The sequence below is a fragment of the Flavonifractor sp. An306 genome (genome assembly GCF_002159455.1).
Taxonomy (GTDB): Bacteria; Bacillota; Clostridia; order Oscillospirales; family Oscillospiraceae; genus Flavonifractor.
Genome location: NZ_NFIQ01000066.1, coordinates 1 through 20,103, shown reverse-complemented (window position 1 = coordinate 20,103; position 20,103 = coordinate 1). Strand labels below are relative to the sequence as shown.

General features: G+C 62.8%; 17 protein-coding genes and 1 other annotated feature. Of the genes, 6 read left to right on the top strand and 11 right to left on the bottom strand.

Annotated elements, in window-relative coordinates:
* Positions 1 to 195: 195 nt before the first annotated feature.
* The 6 genes from leuA to B5F88_RS14695 all read right to left on the bottom strand — a co-directional run bounded on the left by leuA (position 196) and on the right by B5F88_RS14695 (position 5,997).
* Positions 196 to 1,887: a 2-isopropylmalate synthase gene (gene leuA / locus B5F88_RS14720; RefSeq protein WP_087347661.1), complete on the bottom strand. Its 1,692-nt coding sequence runs from the start codon at positions 1,885 to 1,887 to the stop codon at positions 196 to 198.
* Between the two features lie 63 nt (positions 1,888 to 1,950).
* Positions 1,951 to 2,187: a binding site (T-box leader), on the bottom strand.
* Between the two features lie 43 nt (positions 2,188 to 2,230).
* Complete coding sequence (locus tag B5F88_RS14715) at positions 2,231 to 3,634, bottom strand: hypothetical protein (protein WP_087347660.1); 1,404 nt, start codon at positions 3,632 to 3,634, stop codon at positions 2,231 to 2,233.
* A gap of 4 nt (positions 3,635 to 3,638) precedes the next feature.
* Positions 3,639 to 4,373, bottom strand: a complete 735-nt coding sequence (locus tag B5F88_RS14710; protein WP_087347658.1) for an ABC transporter ATP-binding protein — start codon at positions 4,371 to 4,373, stop codon at positions 3,639 to 3,641.
* Positions 4,374 to 4,377: 4 nt separating this feature from the next.
* Positions 4,378 to 4,887, bottom strand: coding sequence for a hypothetical protein (locus B5F88_RS14705; RefSeq protein WP_087347656.1), 510 nt, complete (start codon positions 4,885 to 4,887; stop codon positions 4,378 to 4,380).
* Positions 4,877 to 5,608, bottom strand: a complete 732-nt coding sequence (locus B5F88_RS14700) for a hypothetical protein (RefSeq protein WP_087347654.1) — start codon at positions 5,606 to 5,608, stop codon at positions 4,877 to 4,879. Before B5F88_RS14700 ends, B5F88_RS14705 begins: the two co-directional genes overlap by 11 nt.
* Positions 5,605 to 5,997 carry a GntR family transcriptional regulator gene (locus tag B5F88_RS14695; RefSeq protein WP_087347653.1) on the bottom strand — a complete coding sequence of 131 codons (393 nt, stop codon included), beginning with the start codon at positions 5,995 to 5,997 and terminating at the stop codon, positions 5,605 to 5,607. The genes B5F88_RS14700 and B5F88_RS14695 overlap by 4 nt, the downstream gene beginning before the upstream one ends.
* Before the next feature lie 153 nt (positions 5,998 to 6,150).
* On the opposite strand from B5F88_RS14695, the gene B5F88_RS14690 reads away from it, so the two are divergent.
* The 5 genes from B5F88_RS14690 (at position 6,151) to B5F88_RS14670 (ending at position 15,139) form a co-directional block, all read left to right on the top strand.
* A complete protein-coding gene (locus B5F88_RS14690; protein ID WP_087347651.1) occupies positions 6,151 to 7,935 on the top strand; it encodes an ABC-F family ATP-binding cassette domain-containing protein in 1,785 nt (594 codons plus the stop codon).
* A gap of 24 nt (positions 7,936 to 7,959) precedes the next feature.
* Positions 7,960 to 9,888, top strand: a complete 1,929-nt coding sequence (locus B5F88_RS14685; RefSeq protein WP_087347649.1) for a family 10 glycosylhydrolase — start codon at positions 7,960 to 7,962, stop codon at positions 9,886 to 9,888.
* A gap of 153 nt (positions 9,889 to 10,041) precedes the next feature.
* Complete coding sequence (locus B5F88_RS14680) at positions 10,042 to 10,818, top strand: sulfite exporter TauE/SafE family protein (protein WP_242959817.1); 777 nt, start codon at positions 10,042 to 10,044, stop codon at positions 10,816 to 10,818.
* A 31-nt stretch (positions 10,819 to 10,849) separates the two neighbouring features.
* On the top strand, positions 10,850 to 12,616 hold the full coding sequence (locus B5F88_RS14675) for an aryl-sulfate sulfotransferase (RefSeq protein ID WP_087347645.1): 1,767 nt from the start codon (positions 10,850 to 10,852) through the stop codon (positions 12,614 to 12,616).
* Positions 12,617 to 12,628: 12 nt separating this feature from the next.
* Entirely contained in the window at positions 12,629 to 15,139 is a 2,511-nt protein-coding gene (locus B5F88_RS14670) for an ATP-binding protein (RefSeq protein ID WP_087347643.1), read from the top strand.
* Positions 15,140 to 15,195: 56 nt separating this feature from the next.
* Here the strand turns inward: B5F88_RS14670 and B5F88_RS14665 are convergent, their stop codons facing one another.
* The 5 genes from B5F88_RS14665 to B5F88_RS14645 all read right to left on the bottom strand — a co-directional run bounded on the left by B5F88_RS14665 (position 15,196) and on the right by B5F88_RS14645 (position 19,209).
* Positions 15,196 to 15,522 carry an HD domain-containing phosphohydrolase gene (locus tag B5F88_RS14665; RefSeq protein ID WP_087347641.1) on the bottom strand — a complete coding sequence of 109 codons (327 nt, stop codon included), beginning with the start codon at positions 15,520 to 15,522 and terminating at the stop codon, positions 15,196 to 15,198.
* Positions 15,523 to 16,302 carry a response regulator gene (locus B5F88_RS14660; RefSeq protein ID WP_087347639.1) on the bottom strand — a complete coding sequence of 260 codons (780 nt, stop codon included), beginning with the start codon at positions 16,300 to 16,302 and terminating at the stop codon, positions 15,523 to 15,525. It lies immediately after the preceding gene.
* Positions 16,299 to 16,685, bottom strand: coding sequence for a hypothetical protein (locus tag B5F88_RS14655; RefSeq protein ID WP_087347637.1), 387 nt, complete (start codon positions 16,683 to 16,685; stop codon positions 16,299 to 16,301). Before B5F88_RS14655 ends, B5F88_RS14660 begins: the two co-directional genes overlap by 4 nt.
* Before the next feature lie 133 nt (positions 16,686 to 16,818).
* Positions 16,819 to 18,459: a hydroxylamine reductase gene (hcp, locus tag B5F88_RS14650; protein WP_087347635.1), complete on the bottom strand. Its 1,641-nt coding sequence runs from the start codon at positions 18,457 to 18,459 to the stop codon at positions 16,819 to 16,821.
* Positions 18,460 to 18,507: 48 nt separating this feature from the next.
* On the bottom strand, positions 18,508 to 19,209 hold the full coding sequence (locus B5F88_RS14645) for a 4Fe-4S dicluster domain-containing protein (RefSeq protein WP_087347633.1): 702 nt from the start codon (positions 19,207 to 19,209) through the stop codon (positions 18,508 to 18,510).
* 85 nt (positions 19,210 to 19,294) lie between these two features.
* Between B5F88_RS14645 and B5F88_RS14640 the strand changes: the two genes are divergently transcribed.
* Complete coding sequence (locus B5F88_RS14640) at positions 19,295 to 19,954, top strand: Crp/Fnr family transcriptional regulator (RefSeq protein ID WP_087347631.1); 660 nt, start codon at positions 19,295 to 19,297, stop codon at positions 19,952 to 19,954.
* Positions 19,955 to 20,103: the final 149 nt, after the last annotated feature.

Below are 20,103 nucleotides of genomic sequence, written 5' to 3'. Positions count from 1 at the left end.
CGGTGGAAATTCACTACAATGACATTGGCTGTGTGGAACTGCCACAGCCGAAAGGTCAGTCCACCGCCAAGGGTGCGTGAGACAAAAAGAAGTCCCCGGCAGATACTGCCGAAGCAATATCTGCCGGGGGTTCAGACATCTGCAAAGTTACCCCTGTCAGGGGGCACCCGAGGCGTCTGGCTGCGTTTCTCCGCATCAGAGCCCGTCTTTGTTGACCGCCCGGTTGATGGCGGAGAGGATCCCCTTCAGGGGGGCCAGGTTGATGTTGTGGCTCATACCCACGCCGAACCAGTCCTTGCCGGTCTCATCCTGGAGGTGGATGTAGGCCACGGCCTGGGAGTCGGAGCCCTGCTTGATGGCGTGCTCACTGTAATCCACGAAGGTGAAGCGGTCCATCTTCTGGCCGTGGATGGCGTTGAAGAAGGCGTCGATGGGGCCGTTGCCCGAGCCCTGGACCTGGAAGGTGGTGTCGGTGTGGCGGATGGTGCCGGCGAAGGTGACGTGGGAGTGGCCCTCCTCGTCGGTGAACTCGGCGAAGGAGTGGCGCACCAGCTCGTAGGGCTTGTCGGCGTCGATGTAGTGGGTCTTGAACAGCTCGTAAATGGCGTCGGCCTTCAGCTCCTTGCCCACCCGGTCGGTCTCCACCTGGACGATGTGGCCGAATTCGGGGTGCATGGCCTTGGGCAGGTCGAAGCCGAAGTTGTGCTGCATGACGAAGGCGGCGCCGCCCTTGCCCGACTGGGAGTTGATGCGGATGATGGGCTCATACTGCCGTCCCACGTCGGCGGGGTCAATGGGCAGATAGGGCACCTCCCAGTACTCGGTGCCGCTCTCCGCCATATACCGGGTGCCCTTGTTGATGGCGTCCTGGTGGGAGCCGGAGAAGGCGGTGAACACCAGCTCGCCCACGTAGGGCTGCCGCTCGCCGATCTTCATTTTGGTGACCTTCTCGTACACGTCCCGGATCTTGTTGATGTTGGAGAAGTCCAGGCCGGGGTCCACCCCCTGGGTGTACAGGTTGAGGGCCAGGGTCACCATGTCCACGTTGCCGGTGCGCTCGCCGTTGCCGAACAGGGTGGCCTCCACCCGCTCGGCCCCCGCCAGCTGTCCCAGCTCGGCGGTGGCCACGCCCTCGCCCCGGTCGTTGTGGGGGTGGAGGGAGATGATGGCGCACTCCCGGCTGGGCAGTTTGGAGATGAAGTACTCGATCTCGTCGGCGAAGTAGTTGGGCAGGCAGTTCTCCACGGTGGTGGGCAGGTTGAGGATGATCTTGTGCTCCGGCGTGGCGCCGATGGCCTCGATCACCGCCTGGCAGATCTCCACCGCGGCGTCCATCTCGGTGCCCATGAAGGACTCGGGGGAGTACTCGTACCGCAGGTCCATGCCGGCGTCAATGGCGGGCTGGCTCAGCTCCCGGATCAGGGTGGCGGCGTCCACGGCGATCTGGGTGACTCCCGCCACGTCGGTGTGGAACACCACCTTCCGCTGGAGGGTGGAGGTGGAGTTGTAGAAGTGGAAGATGACGTGCTTGGCGCCGTCGATGGCCTCAAAGGTGCGGCGGATCAGGTGCTCTCTGGCCTGGACCAGCACCTGGATGGTCACATCGTCGGGGATGTGTCCCCCCTCAATGAGGGCCCGGAGAAATTCATACTCGGTCTCGGAGGCGGAGGGGAAGCCCACCTCGATTTCCTTCACGCCGATGTCCACCAGGGTGTGGAAGAGCTCCAGCTTCTCCCCCACGTTCATGGGGTCGATCAACGCCTGGTTGCCGTCCCGCAGGTCCACGGAGCACCAGATGGGGGGCGCCTTCAGCTCCTTGTCGGGCCAGGCGCGCTTTTCCATTTTGAGGGGGATAAAGGGGATGTACTTTTCCTGTGCGGGTTTCATAACAGCAGTTCCTCCTTGGGTCAGGGATTTTCTTCATGAAAAAACGCCCCTGACCAGAATATGGTCAGGGGCGTAAGATACGCGGTACCACCCTGCTTCCGCCCGCCGTCACCGACGGACGCTCATGGCCTCCAACAAGGCCGGGGCCTGTAACGTGGCCGCGACGGCCCGCCCTACTGCGAAACGGTTCAGGCGGACGGCTCCGGGCTCAGTATCCACACGCTTTCCCCCGCCGGTTCGCACCAACCACCGGTTCTCTGAGGGGGACGGGACGTGCTTTCTTCCCATCATTGCCTGTTTCAGGATTTAATTATGGACATTTTAGCCGAACCGCCCAGTTTTGTCAAGAGCCAGTTTCCGCCCACCGGACCTGTGGCGTCTCCAGCCAGAACAGTTGGGTGAAGGCGTAGTAGACCGGACCGGCGCTGTTGTCGGATGCCAGGGAGACCGAGTTCCGGTAGGTGGCCAGGTAGTCCAGCCCGTTCCTGGAGTAGACGGCCAGGTGGAACAGAGAGCCGTTGCGCAGCTCGGAATCCCAGACCGCCAGCCTTTCCCCGTCCCAGGCCATGGACAGACAGCTGTATGTGTCGTCGGTCCAGGTGAAGCCGCCGCAGCCCAGCTGGGCGGCCTTCCGGTCGTCCCCGGTGAATGCCGTCTGCCACATCCCTCCGGCTTTGTGCAGTACGGCGAAGTGGTAGCAGTACCCCTCGGCCCTGGGGCCGTAGATCATGGGAACAAGGAAACCGTCTCCCTTGTAGGTCTGCATATAGGATTCTTCCTCGGAGAAGGGCAGCAGATCCATCGTCTGACGGAGGTTTCCCTCCCCGTCAAAGACCCGCAGGCGGAGCTGTCCTTCCTCCCGGGTGAGCAGGAAGAAGTCCGCCTCGCCCTCCGTGCCCCAAAAGTCCAGGATATCCGCCCCCTCCGGCAGGGACCAGAGGGTTTCCAATGTGCCGAGCGTATCCTCCGGTCCGGGCGTATAGCGGTAGAGGCCCCAGCCGCCGGGGATGGCGCTGCCGTCCAGTGCAATTTTCTGGTAGTTTCCCGTCTCGTCCCTGGCAGAGATGGAGGCCGTGTTGGTCAGCACAAAGAGTATGGTGTCTCCGCAGGGAGCGGCATAGCTCTTGAGTCTGGGAATGCAGTCGGTGTTGTAGGAAACGCCGCTACCTTGCGCAGTCACGGTAAACGTTGCATCGGAGGGGACCGGGATGGCAAAGTAATCCTGAAACAGCTGCTGCAGATTGCTGTTTCCCCACAGGTCGTATTGGATGCCGGGCAGGTCGGAGGTGACGCGCAGAGGCCAGCTGTCGAAATAGTCCCGAATCCGGAAGGAGACGGTGGCTTTTGTGCCCTCCGGCGCGGTCTCCTGAGCCTGTTGGATGAGGGAGTCCAGCAGGGCACGGGGATTGTCCGGTGTCCCGCCCCAGTAATAGACGTCGGCAACCTCCACTGACAGAGGCTGGCTGACCCAGGGCTTTGTGCGGGGGTCCTGGCTCAGCGTGCTGGTAAAGTCGGTCTCCGCCTCCTCCGGCCGGCCGGCGGGGAAGGTGGTGGTCCAGAACATCTGGTTGCCGCAGGACAGGGGAAGGGTCAGTTCCACGCCGTCGGCGGCCTCCGGGGTTCCCGCCAGCACCTCACATTGGATGGTCACCTGATCGGCGGTGTCCAGAATGGCCAGACTGGCCCCGGTCAGCAGTCCGGCAGACAGCAGGGCCAGCAGCAGGATGGCCCATCGGTATCCTCTCATATCCTCACTCCCTGTCTGTCAGATGGTCCAGGGCCCGGCTCACCCGGTCGGCCTGGTAGCGGTAGGTCTCCTTGACGAAATCCATCAGGCCCCGGCCCTGCTCTTCCAGCTCCAGGGTGGTGACGTCCCCCGCCACTTTGCCTTGGTGGAGAAGTACCGCCCGGCCGATGAAGTGCTGCACCTCCTCCAGCAGGTGGGTGGACAGCAGGATGCTCTCCTCCGGCTCCAGGATCCCCAGCAGGACCTTGTAAAAATCCTCCCGGTTGAAGATGTCGTTTCCGGCGAAGGGTTCGTCCATCAGAATGTAGTCCGCCCCCTGGCTCAGGGCCAGGATCACCTCGAACTGATTCTTCTGGCCGGTGGAGAAGCCCCGGATGGCCTTGCCCATGGGCAGCTGGAAGAAGTCCATCAGGGCCTCAAACCGCTTGGCGCGGAAGTTGGGGAAGTGCTCCTGATAAAAGGCCCGGTGGGCTTTGGCGGTGAGTGCGGGGAAATAGGAGTGCTCGCAGGTGGCAAAGGACAGCCGGGCGATATTCCGGGTGGTGACAGGGGCGCCGTCCAGGGTGATGGTTCCCTGATACCGCAGCAGGCCCAGCACGCACTTCATCAGGGTGGTCTTGCCCGCCCCGTTCTCCCCGAACAGCCCGACGATCTCCCCCGGCCCAATGGTCAGGTCTATCCCGTCCAGGGCGGTGGAGCCGCCCAGGTAGGTCTTTTTCACATCCTTCAGTTCCAGCATAACCTTAACCTCCCGTCGTGGCCCACACGTCCGGCGGCAGACAGCCCGCCGGGGTGAAGGTCAGATAGCAGATGAAAAACAGTCCGAACAGCACCGCCGCCGTCAGAACGGTACCGGCCAGCAGCAGGGCGGAGCCTCCCAGGCACCGCCTGGCAAATTCCCACCGCTGGGGGAGCCGCCGCATCAGGTAGTCGCTGCGGGCGCCCTGCCGGTGAAAGAGAAAGTGGGCGATGGGCAGCAGCGCCAGAGCCAAAGCGGTGGCGGCGAAAAAGAGAAAGGCGCCGCCCAGCACCTGGGGATAGGGAGGCACCATGGCGCCGGGGATCAGTTCCCGCTCCCAGGAAACGGGAGCATAGGTATATAGGTCATCCACCGCGCTGCCGAACCGGTAGACAAACAGGGCAAAGGCGGTCAGAGCGGACAGAGCCGCAGCGCAGGCCGCCCCCATGACCTCATTGCTCCAGGGCCAGCCCATGGGGAAGAGACGGGCCAGAGGTTCCAGCTTACTCCTCATGCTCAGAACACCTCCAGACATTGCTGGCCGTCAGGGCAATGGCGGAGCCGAAGATCATCAGTCCTGCCGCGGAGGAAATGACGTTGTCCATACCGGAGGGAAAGAAGATAACGGCCAGCGCTGCCAGGGGCAGCAGGGCCCAGGATTTCCGCCCGTGCCGCCAGTGGAAGGGGAGGGCGGCGGCGGACAGTCCCAGGGCGGCGCAGCAGACCAGATTGCGGGCCATCACCAGCCAGTCCCACAGGGGGAGCAGGGCGTGGAGATAGGGGGCGCGGGAGAAGGCGAAAAAGAGGGACTGATGGTTGCTGAACTCCGCCGGCAGGGTGTGGAGATAGTACCGGGCCAGCGCCAGTGCCGCTGCCGTCTGCACGCCCCAGAAGAGGAGCAGCAGCAGAGCGTTGAGTCCGCCCCACAACAGTACCAGCACCCGCTCGTCCACCGACAGCCGCCGGAGGGTGTAGCCGGTCTTTGCGCCCCGTTCCGTGCCGGGCAGCACCAGCACGGCGCACACCAGCACCAGTCCTGCGGCAAACGCCAGAGAGAGTCCGCTTACCCGTACCGTTTCCTCCAGAGAGGGGGTGATATGCTCGGTGCTGCCCCATCCCCAAAAGGCGGCGAGGAACAGGAGAATCTGCACCCCGACGGTGAGTACAGAGAGCAGCAGCACCTTCCACACCGACAGCCGGGCGGCGGGACCCAGGGCGGAACCATACTTTTTCATGACCCATCCTCCTTACTTTCCTCCCACAGCCGGTCCAGCAGGGCGAAGGCGTCCGCCTTTTCCAGGCCCGCCTGCCGCAGGGAGCGCACCAGCAGCCCAGCCTCCTGCTCCAGCAGCTGACGCCGGATGTCCTCCACCCGATCGGGGGTGAGGGAAATTTCGCTTTTGGCCCCCGAGCGGGAGGAGATGAGCCCCTCCTCCTCCAGCAGCTTGTAGGCCTTCTGTACCGTGTTGGGGTTGACCCCCAGCTGGGCGGAGAGCATCCGGCGGGAGGGCAGCTCGTCTCCGTCCCCGGCCGTCCCGGCGGCCACGGCCCGCTTCACGTACCGGATGATCTGCAGATAGATGGGCAGACCGTCCTCCGGCACAAAGGCGGAAAAATCAACCAAGGCCCTCACCTCCCTGAACTGTATTATTAGACTAATACACTTTCTAACTGTATTATATGAGTAATACGGTTTTCTGTCAAGGGGAGAAGCCCCTTTTCTTTTTCGCTCATTTCCGTTATACTGGAACAGAACCTGAAAAAGCGAGGAACTGTTATGCTGCTGTCTGGAGAACAACTGACCAAAACCTACGGGACCCGAACCCTGCTGGACGGGGTCTCTTTTTATGTGGACCGGGGGGACAAGGTGGGGGTGATCGGGGTCAACGGCACCGGAAAATCCACCCTGCTCCGGCTGCTGGCCGGGGCGGAGGAGCCCGATGAGGGCACCGTCCGGCCCGACCCCAATGTGCGCCTGGAGTATCTGCCCCAAAACCCGGTATTTCCCGGGGAACGGACGGTGCTGGAGCAGGTGCTGGCGGGGCTCAGTGACGACGACCGGGTTTTGGCGGAGTACGAGGCCAAGACCATCCTGAACCGGCTGGGGGTATCCCGGTTTGACCAGAAGGTGGGGGAGCTGTCCGGCGGGGAGCGCCGCCGGGTGGCCCTGGCGGCGGTGCTGGCCCGGCCCAGCGACGTGCTGATCCTGGACGAGCCCACCAACCACCTGGACAACGACATGGTGAACTGGCTGGAGGAGGAGCTGAAGGCCTGGAAAGGGGCCCTGGTGATGGTGACCCACGACCGGTATTTTCTGGAGCGGATCGTCACCACCATGGTGGAGGTGGAGGACGGAAAGCTGTACACCTATCCGGGCAACTATGACAAGTACCTGGAGCGGAAGGCGGCCCGGCTGGAGAGCGAAAAGGCCAGCGAGCGCAAGCGTCAGGCCATCCTTCGCCGGGAGTACCAGTGGGTGATGCAGGGCCCCACCGCCCGGGGCACCAAGAGCCGGGAGCGGCTGGAGCGGTATGAGGCCCTGAAGGCCCAGAGCGGCCCGGCGGAAAAAACTTCCCTGGAACTTTCTGCCCGGTCCAGCCGTCTAGGAAAAAAGACGGTGGAATTGCGGGGTGTCACCAAGTCCTTCGGGGAGCGGACGGTGCTCCGAAACTTTGACTGCATGCTCCTGCGGGACGACCGCATCGGCATCGTGGGGGCCAACGGCAGCGGAAAGTCCACCCTGTTGAACCTGCTGGCGGGGAAGCTGGCCCCAGACGCCGGGGAGATCGAGGTGGGGGAGACCGTCCGCATCGGCTACTTCTGCCAGGAAGTGCCGGACATGGACAGTGATACCCGGGTGATCGACTATGTAAAGGAGATCGGCAACCGCATCGAGACGGCAGAGGGGATGCTTACCGCCACCCAGCTGCTGGAGCAGTTCCTGTTCCCGGCGGAGGTCCAGTGGAGCCCCATACGGAAACTGTCCGGCGGTGAGAAACGGCGGCTGTTTTTGCTGTCGGTGCTGGCGGCGGCTCCCAACGTGTTGCTGCTGGACGAGCCCACCAACGACCTGGATATCCAGACCCTGTCCATTCTGGAGGACTATCTGGACACCTTCCCCGGGGCGGTGGTGGCGGTGTCCCACGACCGCTACTTCCTGGACCGGGTGGTGCGCCGGGTGTTTGCCGTGGAGCCGGATGGCCGGGTGAAGGGCTATCCCGGCGGCTACACCGAGTATCTGGAGGCCCGGCAGAAGGAGGAGAAGCCCAAGATCCCCAGGGAGCCCGCCCCGGACAAGGGGAAGGAGCGCCCGTCCGCCCCGCCCCAGAAGGTGAAATTTACCTACAAGGAGCAGCGGGAGTACGAGACCATCGACGCCGACATCGCCGCCCTGGAGGAGCAGATCAAGCAGGTCCAGGGGGAGCAGGCGGCAAAGGCCACCGACTATGTGGCCCTTCAGGAGCTCCAGGCCAGGCAGGAGGAGCTGGAGGCCGCCCTGGAGGAGAAAATGGAGCGCTGGGTCTACCTCAACGACCTGGCCGAGCAGATCGCCAAGCAATAGAGACCACTTAAAAGGAGAGAACCCATGATAAAGCATTGGAAACCCATTTTGGCGCTGGTGCTGGTGGGCGTCCTGGCCCTGATTGGGTTGGGCCGCTGGTCCCAGCCCGACGCCTCCGCCGCGTCCACCTGGGAGAAGAAGGAATTTCGGGCTGTGTGGGTGTCCACGGTGTACCGCCTGGACTACCCCAGCCAGGCCACCACGGATCCTGCGGTGCTGAAGGCGGACGCAGACGAAATTTTGCAGAACTGTGCGGATATGGGCATGACCGCCGTGATCCTTCAGGTGCGGCCCTCCGCCGACGCCCTGTATCCCTCGGCCTACTATCCCTGGAGCAAGTACCTGACCGGTACCCAGGGAATCGCCCCTCAGGGCGGCTTTGACCCCTTGGCCTACTGGGTGGAGGAGGCCCACAAGCTGGGTCTGGAGCTCCACGCCTGGATCAACCCCTTCCGGATCACCAAGGGGGGCCAGAGCGAGTTTGACGCCCTCACCGCCAACCACCCCGCCAAGGTCCACCCTGAATGGGTGGTGGAGTACGAGGACAACTTCTACTTCAACCCCGGCCTGCCGGAGGTGCGGGAGTACATTGTCCAGGGGGCCGAGGAGCTGGCCCGCAACTACGACATCGACGGCGTCCACCTGGACGACTATTTCTATCCCGGCAGCGGCTTTGACGACGCCGCCGCCTATGCCCAATACGGCGGCGGCTTTTCGGATATCGGAGACTGGCGGCGGGACAACGTCAACCAGCTGGTGAAGACCCTGGGTGAGCGGCTCTACGCCATCGACCCCGACCTGTCCTACGGTATCAGTCCCTCCGGCGTGTGGGCGGACAAGAGCAGCCTGCCCGAGGGCTCCAATACCACCGGCGGCTATGAGAGCTATTACGCCGCCTATGCCGACAGCCGGAAATGGGTGAAGGAGGGCTGGATCGACTACATCTGCCCCCAGGTCTACTGGTACATCGGCCACAAGAGCATGGACTATGAGACCATTGCCCGCTGGTGGGCGGATGTGGTAAGGGGTACAGGTGTCTCCCTTTACATAGGGATGGCGGACTACCAGGCGGGGAACACCGACTCCAGCAGCCCCTGGTACGGCATTACCGCCATTGAAAACATGCTGGCGCTGAATCAGAAGCTGCCCGAAGTGACGGGCGAGGTCCACTTCCGCTATCAGTTCCTGGTGGACAACAGCGCGCTGAACGGACTCTACCGGAAGGCCTATGGGGATGTTCAGCCGGAGCCCACCCCCACGCCTGCCCCGACGCCCACGCCCACAGCCACGCCGCAGCCCACCGCTACCCCGGCGCCGGCGGTGACTGTGACCTTGGACACCGTGAATCACACCGCCTATATGGAGGGGGATAACGGCCTGTTCCGGCCGGAGGCCACCCTGAGCCGGGCGGAGGCGGTGGCCATGCTGGCCCGGCTGGCGGTGGACGGCAATGGAAATGCCCTTTATACCGGAGAGGCCGGGATCACCGGCTTTTCCGACGTTTCGGCCACCGCCTGGTACGCCCCTTACGTGGCCTTTGCCCAGAAGTACGGACTGGTAAACGGCTATTCCGACGGCACCTTCCGGCCGGAGCAGCCGGTGAGCCGGGCGGAGCTGGTGAAGCTGCTCTCCGCCTTCTTCCCCCAGACGTCCGGTACGGTCACCTTTCCCGATGTGCCTGCCGACCACTGGGCGGCGGACGTGATCTCCTTTGCCGCCGGTCAGGGCTGGGTGTCCGGCTATCCCGACGGCACCTTCCAGCCCGCGCGGAGTATCAGCCGGGCGGAGGCGGTGAAGCTGGTCAACCAGGCTCTGGGCCGTCAGGCCGGGGAGCGGGAGGCGGCCATGCCCTTCTCCGATGTGCCCGCCGGCCACTGGGCCTATTGGGAGATCCTGGAGGCCTCGGTGACCCACGAATATGAAAAGACCACTTCCGGCGAGGACTGGAAGTGACAGAAAGAGCCGTCTGGCGCGCCGTTTCTTCTGCGGCGCGCCAGACGGCTTTTCCACATGTTGTCAGTTGTCTCCTCAGGAAACAGTTGTGAAAAGAGGTGATATCTGTTAAGATTGGGCTGATAGACCCCATTGTTAAGGAGAATATGCGGCTTGGACGAATTGTGGTTTCAGATTCTGATTTGTTTTTTGGCGGGTGCGGGGGCCGGGCTGGGCACCGGCTTTGCGGGCATGAGCGCGGCCACCGTGATCAGCCCCATGCTGGTGACCTTCCTGGACATACCGGCCTATGACGCCATCGGCATCGCCCTGGGCAGCGACGTGCTGGCCAGCGCGGTCAGCGCCCGCACCTATGCCAAAAGCGGCGCCATTGACATCAAAAACGGCATTGTCATGATGTGCGGCGTGTTGAGCATGACCATGGTGGGAAGCTGGCTGTCCACCATGGTACCCAACAGTACTCTGGGGGGATTTTCGGTGGCCATGACCCTGGTGCTGGGTCTGCGGTTCTTGATTTTCCCCATCACCGCCCCCCGGTATGCCGCCGGAGACTGCGGCCGACGCACGCAGATCATCAAAGGTGCGGTGGGCGGCGCCTGTATCGGCCTGATCTGCGGCTTTTTCGGCGCGGGCGGTGGTATGATGATGTTGATGGTGCTGACGGTGGTGCTGGGTTACGAGCTGAAAACCGCCGTGGGTACCAGCGTATTCGTGATGACATTTTCCGCCCTCACCGGTATGGCCAGCCATTTCGCCCTGGGCAGCACCCCCCATTTGGGTATCTTGATCATGTGCGTGATCTTTACCCTGCTGTGGGCCCAGCTGGCGGCGAAAATCGCCACCCGGGCCGACGCCCTGCTGCTGAACCGGCTGACTGGCGTGATCCTCACAGTTTTGGGCATTGTTCTGATCCTTATTTCCTGGTTATAACGTACAACATGAAAATTTGGGAGAACCTATCATGACAAAGAAACGGAACTGGAAAAGGCTTGCTGTGATCCTGGTTGTGGCGGCGGTGGCGCTGGCTGTCATTATTCCGGTGGCTGTGCTGGCGGTCTCCAAGCTGTTTACCGCCCAGGAGCACGCGGTGCGTACCGACTGGAGCTTTGAGACCGGCGATGTCATTGCCGAACTGGAGGAGTGGCAGGTGGACTTTGCCGAGGCCGAGCTGGGCGAGGGCCTGCGGGCCATCCAGCTGGTGCCCCAGGACATCGGGGAGGAGGGCTTTACCTTCTACGACCTGGAGGTGCAGCAGCGGCTGGATGGGGCGCTGCAGGATATCAAGGCTGCCCGGAGTATGTCATGGACGGCCACCACTCCGCTGGCGGTGCTCAATCCCTTCGGCACCGGGAGCAACGGGCTGTATCTGTACTTTGAGACCGAGCAGGATACCAAGGTCACCTATACCATACATGTGGAGGCCGACGGCATTTCGGACTTTACGGCGGAGGCCGCCGACGCTTCGGGCAAGGAATATACCAGAAACCATGAGTTCCAGCTTATCGGGCTGGTGCCGGGGGAGCGCAACGAGGTTACGCTGACCATGACCGGTACATGGGGAAATACCCGGCAGGTGGTGCGCTTCAGTGTGGATATGCCGGAGACCAGCTCCGGATACTCCACCCGGCTGGAGGTGACGGAGGGCTCCTCCGACCAGCCCCAGGCGGAGGGCCTGTTTGCCATGATGCGGGTCAATGGGTATCTGGGCTACGGGTTTTTCTTTGACGACGACGGCGTGATGCGCTATGAAATGGTGCTGGAGGGCTACGGCTTTGACCGGCTGCTGTTTGACGGCGACGAGATTCTGACCTGTGTATCCTCCTCCAAGCTGGCGCGGATCGACGGGCTGGGCCGGGTCACCCGGATCTATACCCTGGACGGCTACGACCTGCACCACGATATCGGCTACGGCGCGGACGGGGAGCTGCTGGCCCTGGCCGAGGAGGTGGGCGGCGAGACGGTGGAGGACCGGCTGCTGTCCATCGACCTGGAGACGGGGGAGGTCACCCAGCTGCTGGACTTCAGCCAGCTGATGGAGCCCTATTTTGAGATGACCCGGAAGGTGGGTCCCACGGACGACTTTTTCTGGCAGGCGGGGGAGTGGGACTGGCTCCACCTCAACAGCCTGCAGTACATGCCGGAGGATGACAGCCTGATCGTCTCCTCCCGGGAGACCTCCGCCATCATCAAGGTCAAGGGGCTCCACAGCCAGCCCGAGCTGGACTGGCTGGCGGGAGACGAACGGTTCTGGCAGGATACGCCCTACGCCGGTCTCTGCCTCACGCAGGAGGGGGATTTCGTGCCGCAGTACGGCCAACACTGTGTGGAATATCTGGCCGATGGGGAGGAGGACGGCGTCTACTACCTGGCGGTGTACAACAACAACTACTGGTCCCTGAACAGCCGGGACTTTACCCTGGAGGTGGCCGACAGCGTGGGCACCGGCCTGTACCTCACCGACGATGAGACCAGCCAGGTCTATGTGTACCGGATTGACGAAAACAACCGGACCTTTGCCCTGGAGGACAGCTTTGACGTGCCCTATTCCAGCATTGTATCCAACGGCTCCCAGTGCGGAGAACAGGGTAACTGGGTGGTCAACAGCGGTGTGGCCATGGTGTTCGGGGAGTATGACGCCAATGGAGAGCTGATCCGGGAGTACGCCTATGAGTGTACCATGCAGAATTACCGTACCTTCAAGTACGAAATGAACATCTGGTTCCGGTGAGGTGGAAGGGCTTTGAAACGGCGGAGCAAGCGGGCGCGGGGATGGAATTATCGGGTTACCGGCGGGATTACCGCCATATTCCTGCTGCTTTTTGTGCTGGGCTTTTATCTGACCCAGCGGGTTTTGCTGGATAATGCCCAGGAGCTGGGCAACGAGCTGGCCAGCCGCTATGCGGAGGAGGAGATTCAGAATCTGCGGGCGGAGGAGCTGTTGCTGACCCTGGGTACGGAGACCCTGGCGGAGCAGGCGAAGGCGGGGGCCAGCCAGCAGGAGCTGGAGCAGTGGACGCAAAGCTTTTTCCAAAAGGTGCTGGAGGCGGAGAGCGGCGGCAGACTGGCGCTCCGGGCCGTGGTGGGCGGCGTCACCGTGTCCGCCGGCGACACAGGCGGCAGCGGGTATGACGGCAGCCAGGCGGAATGGTACCGGCAGGCTATGGCCTTCGGCGGCGAGATTGTGTTTACCGCCAGCCACGGCGGGGAAGAGGGGGACACGGTCCTCACCATGGCGCGGCGGTGCGGAGATACGGAACACGTCATGGCCTTTGACCTGTATCTGGAGGAGCTGCCCGGAGAGGATGGCGGCTCGCTGCCTGCCGGCAGCTCCTATTACCTGTGCGACGTGGACGGGGAGCTGCTTTACGCCAAGACCCAGATGCAGGCTCCACCGGAGGAGACCGCCCGGTATATCCGCGCGGTGTTTGAGCAGATCCAGGCCGGCGAGCTGGACGGCGCCCAGACCTATATCTATGACATGAACGCGGAAAAGCGGGCGGTCTATTTCCATACCGCCCCCAACGGCTGGGTGTCCATCATTACCATCCCCTATTCCGCCCTGCTGGGGGATCTGCGCCAGGTGTTTGACGGGGCCATGGTTGTCTGCGGCGGCTTTCTGCTGTTTCTGATCCTCATGAGTGTGCGGGAATACCGCCTGCAGAAGCGGATGGTTCGGGTCAATGAAACGGTGGCGGCCCTGGGCAATCTGTACTATTCCATCTATCGGGTCAACTGGGCGCAGGGCACCTATGAGAGCGTGAAGATCGCGGAGGACCTGGCCCACCGCATCCCCGTCAGAGGCCGGTACGACCAGCTGCTGGAGGTTGTGGGGCAGGTCATTGACCAGGAGACCTTTGACCAGTTCAAGACCAGCTTTTCCCTGGAAAATATCCGGCAGCTGGTGGAGCAGAATGTGTCCGACTTTGGAGGGGATTTCCGGCGGCTGTTTGACGGGGAGTATCGCTGGGTCAGCGTGCGGCTGCTGTTTGACAGCGCGCTGCGGCAGGAGGAGGCGGTTTTGTGCTTCCGTCAGGTGGAGGAGGAGAAGGCCCGGCAGCTGCGGCAGCTGCGTGTGCTGGAGAACGCCCTGGACCAGGCCCGGGAGAGCGAGGCCGCCCGGGAGCAGTTTTTCTCCCAGATGAGCCACGACATGCGCACCCCCCTCAACGTGATCATCGGGACGGTGGAGCTGGCCCAGCAGAGCACGGCGGAGAAAATAGGCGACTGCCTGAAAAAGATTCAGGTGTCGGCCAGCCATCTGCTGGAGCTGATCAACGACATTCTGGAGATGTCCCGCATGGAGCAGGCCGACCTGCGCCTGAAAAACCATCCCTGCGATCTGCGGGAGACGGTGAACCAATGCCTGTCCGGTTTCCAGGCCCAGGCCGAGCTGCAGCATAAGAGGCTGGAGGCGTCCTTCGCTCTGACCCATCCCCAGGTGTACGCCGACGCCTTCCGGCTCCAGCAGGTGCTGAACAATCTGATCTCCAACGCCATGAAGTTCACCAACGAGGGGGACAAGATCCAGGTGGAGGTCTCCCAGCCCTCCAGACAGGAGCAGGGGATTTGCCACATTGTGGTGCGGGATACCGGCGTGGGTATGTCGGAGGACTTCCTGCCCAAGCTCTTTACCCCCTATGCCCGGGAGTCCCGCTTCGGTGTCCAGACCGTACTGGGCACCGGGCTGGGTATGACCATTGTGCACACCATCGTCACCCGCATGGGGGGCCAGATCCAGGTGGAGAGCGCGCCGGGACAGGGGAGCGCCTTTACCCTGACCATCCCCATGGAGCCTGTGGCGGAGGAGGCGGAGACTGCTCCGGCGGAGGCCTCCGCTCCGGTGGAGGACCCCACTCAGGTACTCCGGGGAAAACGGGTTCTGCTGGCGGAGGACTATGAGATGAATCTGGAGATTGCCACCGAATTGCTGAAGCTGGCCGGAGCCCAGGTGACCCAGGCCAGAAACGGCCAGGAGGCGGTGGAGCGCTTTGCCCAGTCCCAGCCGGGGGAATTTGACGTGATCCTGATGGACATGAACATGCCGGTTCTGGACGGCTGCGGCGCGGCGGCGGCTATTCGGGCTATGGACCGGCCGGACGCCGCCTCGGTGCCTATTCTGGCAGTTACCGCCAACGCCTTTGCCGAGGATGTGGCGGCCACCGCCCAGGCGGGCATGAACGCCCATATCGCCAAGCCCATTGATATGCGGCAGCTGGCCGGTGTGCTGCAGGGCCTGGAGGGCTGGCACTGAACGTAAAGAACCCCCAGAATACGGAGTGTTTCCGTATTCTGGGGGTTTCTGTGTGCTCAGGTATTGCGGAGAACCGCCTGGAGCCTGTCGCCCGCAAGCTCCACCGCCTGATAGATTTCGGGTGAAATCACGGTTCCAACCTCGCCTTTCAGGGTGCGGAGCACCCGCTCTGTGCCGTCGGCGCAGCCCCGGTAGTAGTGGAGGTAGCGCTGGAGCCGCAGGGCGGCACGGGTCAGCTGGGCGCTGAGGGGGACGTCCCCGGCCCCGGCGTCCGTGGGATATCCGGAGCCGTCCGCGTTTTTGTGGTGCCACAGGGCGATTTCGGCGGCGTACTGGAACAGAGGGAGGTCCTCGCCCAGCTGGCGGAAGAGGTCGTACCCCAACTAGGTGTGCTGGTAGTAGAGCTGGGCGTCGGGGCCGTCCTGATCCTCGCCCTCCTCCAGAATATGGTCGGGTATGCCCAGCAGGCCGATGTCGCAGAATGTGGCGGCCAGCCCCATCAGCTCGGCCTCCTCCTGGGTGGGCTCTTGCTCGGGGAAATGCTCTGCGTAGCACTGGGCCAGCAGGGTGGTGATCCCGCCCAGCTGCCGGTGGGCGTCCATATCCAGGCTGGGGCGGAGGCGGTAAAAGGTCCCCAGCTTGTCCGTGCAATCCCGGCAGAGCAGCTGGGCGGCCGCCAGCGGCAGGCCCTGGGGGAATATCTGCACCAGGTCCGGCGCGGGCTCCGGGGCTTTCGGGGTCTCCGGCTCCGGCTTGTGGTCCAGAATCGTGGACTTGGGCGGCCAGGTGGCCCGCACGATGCTGCACACCCGCTCCTGCACGGTATGGGGATCCACCGGCTTCACCAGAAAATCCACGGCCCCCCGCTCCACGCTGGCCCGCACGTCCTTTTCGTTGGCGTCGGTGGTGATGAGGATCACCGGCAGAGAGGCGGTGTCGGGGTTGCCCTGAAGCTGGTGGAGAACGGTGAAGCCCGCGCCCCGCCGTTCCAGGCAGATGTCCAGCAGTACGGCGCACACCCGCTCCATGTTGTGGTGGAGGTAGGTCAGACCCCGGCGGGACTCCGCCACGCACTCCACCCGGAACAGACCCTTGAAAATCTCGTTGAGAATGGCCAGGTCCAGCTCTGAGTCATCAATGATCAGTAAGGTATCCCGTATCATACCGTTCCCTCCTCCGCCAGATACTGCCGCACCAGTTCTGCAATTGCTTCACTGGCTGTCTCGGCCTCACGGGTCAGCTCGGTCAGCTTTTTCTTGTTCTGAAATTTAGAGGCGCGGAATTCCACCAGAATGGCCTGGGCACAGTCATAAATGGGACCAATGCTCAGGTTTCCCGCCATCCCCTTCAGATTGTGAACGTTCATGTAGAACGTGTCCTCATCCTCCTCATCCAGGCCCCGGCGGATGCCGGAAAAGTCCAGCTTTTCCGGCAGCTGACGGATGAAGGAGAGAAAGAGGGCCTCGTTGCCCATGAAGCGGTCCAGCGCCTCCTGGGTGTGGATGCCCAGCCGGTCCAGCTGGGCGAGAAAATCACGTTGCTGCATCGATGAACCATCTCCATCCCTGTAAAACCGGCGGCCGGTCCGCCTTGTTGCGGACCGGCCGCCGGCAATTCGACAAGCCTATGGTAACATATTCTGCCGTTTTGGGCAAGAGCAGGACGGCGGGGAACTGGGCTCAGGCGTGTTCGCCGAAGAACAGGGCCAGATCCTCCTCCACCGTACCGATGCCGGCGATGCCGAAATTCTCCACCAGCACCTTGGCCACGTTGGGGCTGAGGAAGGCGGGAAGGGTGGGGCCCAGGTGGATGTTCTTCACCCCCAGGTAGAGCAGCGCCAGCAGCACGATGACCGCCTTCTGCTCATACCAGGCGATGTTATAGACGATGGGCAGGTCGTTGATGTCGTCCAGGCCGAAGACCTCCTTCAGATTCAGGGCGATGACCGCCAGGGAGTAGGAGTCGTTGCACTGTCCGGCGTCCAGCACCCGAGGGATGCCGCCGATGTCCCCCAGAGGCAGCTTGTTATACTTGTATTTGGCGCACCCGGCGGTAAGGATCACCGCGTCCTTGGGGAGAGCCTTGGCAAACTCGGTGTAGTATTCCCGGCTCTTGGCCCGGCCGTCGCAGCCGGCCATGACCACGAATTTCTTGATGGCGCCGCTCTTGACGGCCTCCACCACCTGGTCGGCCAGGGCCAGCACCTGGGCGTGGGCGAAGCCGCCCACGATCTCGCCGGTCTCCAGCTGGGTGGGCGGGGCGCACTTCTTGGCGTGCCCGATGAGAGCGGAGAAATCCTTCTGCTGGCCGATCTCGCCGGGGATGTGCGTGCAGCCAGGGAAGCCGGCGGCGCCGGTGGTGTACAGCCGGTCCTTATAGCTGTCCTTGGGAGGTACGATGCAGTTGGTGGTCATGAGGATGGGGCCGTTAAAGGACTCGAACTCCTCCTTCTGTTTCCACCAGGCGTTGCCGTAGTTGCCCACGAAGTTGGGGTACTTCTTGAAGGCGGGGTAGTAGTGGGCGGGCAGCATCTCCGAGTGGGTGTACACGTCCACCCCGGTGCCCTGGGTCTGCTCCAGCAGCATCTCCAGGTCCCGCAGGTCGTGGCCGGACACCAGAATACCGGGGTTCTTGCCCACGCCGATGTTCACTTTGGTGATCTCTGGGTTGCCGTAGGCGCCGGTGTTGGCCTTGTCCAGCAGGGCCATGCCGGACACGCCGTACTTGCCGGTCTCCAGGGTCAGGGCCACCAGCTGGTCCACGGTGAGGCTGTCGTCCAGGGTGGCGGCCAGGGCCTTTTGCAGGAAGGCGTCCACCTCGCCGTCGTCCTGGAGCAGGGCGTTGGCGTGCTTGGAGTAGGCGGACAGGCCCTTCAGCCCGTAGGTGATCAGCTCCCGCAGGGAGCGGATATCCTCATCCTCGGTGGACAGGACGCCCACGGTGGCGGCCTTCTCCGCCCAGTTTCCGGCGCCGTCCCACAGGGCGGCCTGGGGCAGGGCGGAAGCGTCGTCCAGCCGGGCGGCCAGCTGAGCCCGCAGGTCCAGGGTGGCGCGGATGCGGGCCTCAATGCTCTCCTGGTCGAAGTTGGCGTTGGTAATGGTGGTGAACAGGTTGAGGGTGATCAGGTGGTTGATCTCCGGGGACACCTCTTTCCCCTGGGCCCGCAGGGCGGTGGTGATGGCGGCGAGACCTTTGGTGACGTAGACCAGCAAATCCTGCATGGCAGCCACTTCCGGCTTCTTGCCGCATACGCCGGAGACGGTGCAGCCCTTGCAGCCGGCGGTTTCCTGACACTGATAGCAAAACATCTTCTGATTCATGGGAAACTCCTTATTATTCGTAAAATGTTGGCTGGGCGGGGGAGCGGGTCAGTCCAGCTTCCGGCCGTCCACCGAGATGGTGACCACCTGCCAGGGGATAAACTTGCCGCTCTGCTGGAGGGCCTTTTTGGCGGCCAGCTCCAGCCCGCCGCAGCAGGGGACCTCCATCCGCACCACGGTAACGCTCTGGATGTCGTTATTGCGCAGGATCTCGGTGAGCTTCTCGCTGTAGTCCACGCCGTCCAGCTTGGGGCAGCCCACCAGGGTGATCTTGCCCCGCATAAACTCCTGGTGCATCTGGGCGTAAGCAAAGGCGGTGCAGTCGGCGGCAATGAGCAGCTTGGCGCCGTCAAAGTAGGGGGCGTTGGTGGGCACCAGCTTGATCTGGCAGGGCCACTGGCCCAGCTGGGAGGCCGCCGGAGCCGGAGCGGCGGCGGGAGCCTCCGGTGCCCGGTGGAACTGCCGCAGCTGATGGCCGGGACAGCCCCCCGCGTGGGGGTGGGGCTGCTGCCGCTGCTTCTGATGTTCCAGAACGGCCTGGTGGTCGTAGGCGGCGGCCTCCCGCTCCACGAAAGTGATGGCCCCGGTGGGGCAGGCGGGCAGGCAGTCGCCCAGTCCGTCGCAGTAGTCGTCCCGCAGCAGGGTGGCCTTGCCGTTCACCATGCCGATGGCGCCCTCGTGGCAGGCCTGGGCGCAGGCCCCGCAGCCGTTGCACTTTTCCTGGTCTATGTGAATGATCTTTCGTATCATATGGCGTGCCTCCTTGTTTTCGTGTATGCAGTATAGTACAATGGAGCAAAATAATATGTGGTTATAACCACGGAATGAGGGTTTTATGCAGCTGAATACCAATCCCATTTTCCGGGACATCGGGCAGGAGGAATATGAGGAGATGCGGGCCCGCGGCGGGATCCGCCTGTGTGACTACCGCAAGGACGAGGTGATCTTCCATGTGGGGGATGTGACCTGTGAATTTGGCCTGCTCATGTCTGGCAAGGTACACATTGAGAGCATCGACCTGTGGGGGAACCGGATGATCCTGCACAGCATCGGTGTGGGACAGGCCTTTGCGGAGACCTACGCCTTCTGCGGCGTGCCCATGATGGTGGACGTCACGGCGGTGGAGGAGAGCAAGGTCCTCTTTCTGAATATCGGCCTGCTGCTGTCGGAGGAGCACCGGAGCAGGACGTGGCACCCCAAGCTGCTGTACAATCTGCTGCTGCTGTCGGTCCACAAGAATCTGGCCTGGTCCAGCCGGATGTTCTGCATCACCCCCAAGCAGGTCCGGGCCCGGGTGATGACCTACCTGTCCTCCGAGTCGATCCGGCGGGGGAGCCGGACTGTCACCATCCCCTTTGACCGACAGCAGATGGCGGACTATCTCAATGTGGAGCGCAGCGCCCTGTCCAAAGAGCTGGGGCGGATGAAGAAGGAGGGGATTTTGGACTATCACAAAAATACCTTCCAGCTGCTGAAAGCGGAAGAACAAATATAAAAAAGTTCACGGTCCATCCGAATTCGGATGGACCGTGAACTTTTGGTACGAATGGCGATACAGAACTTTTCAAAAAATCCCGTAATATCAACGGTTTCCGGGCTTGCCGGATAGCAAATAACTTGTATTAGACCCCCTTTTGGGCGGCT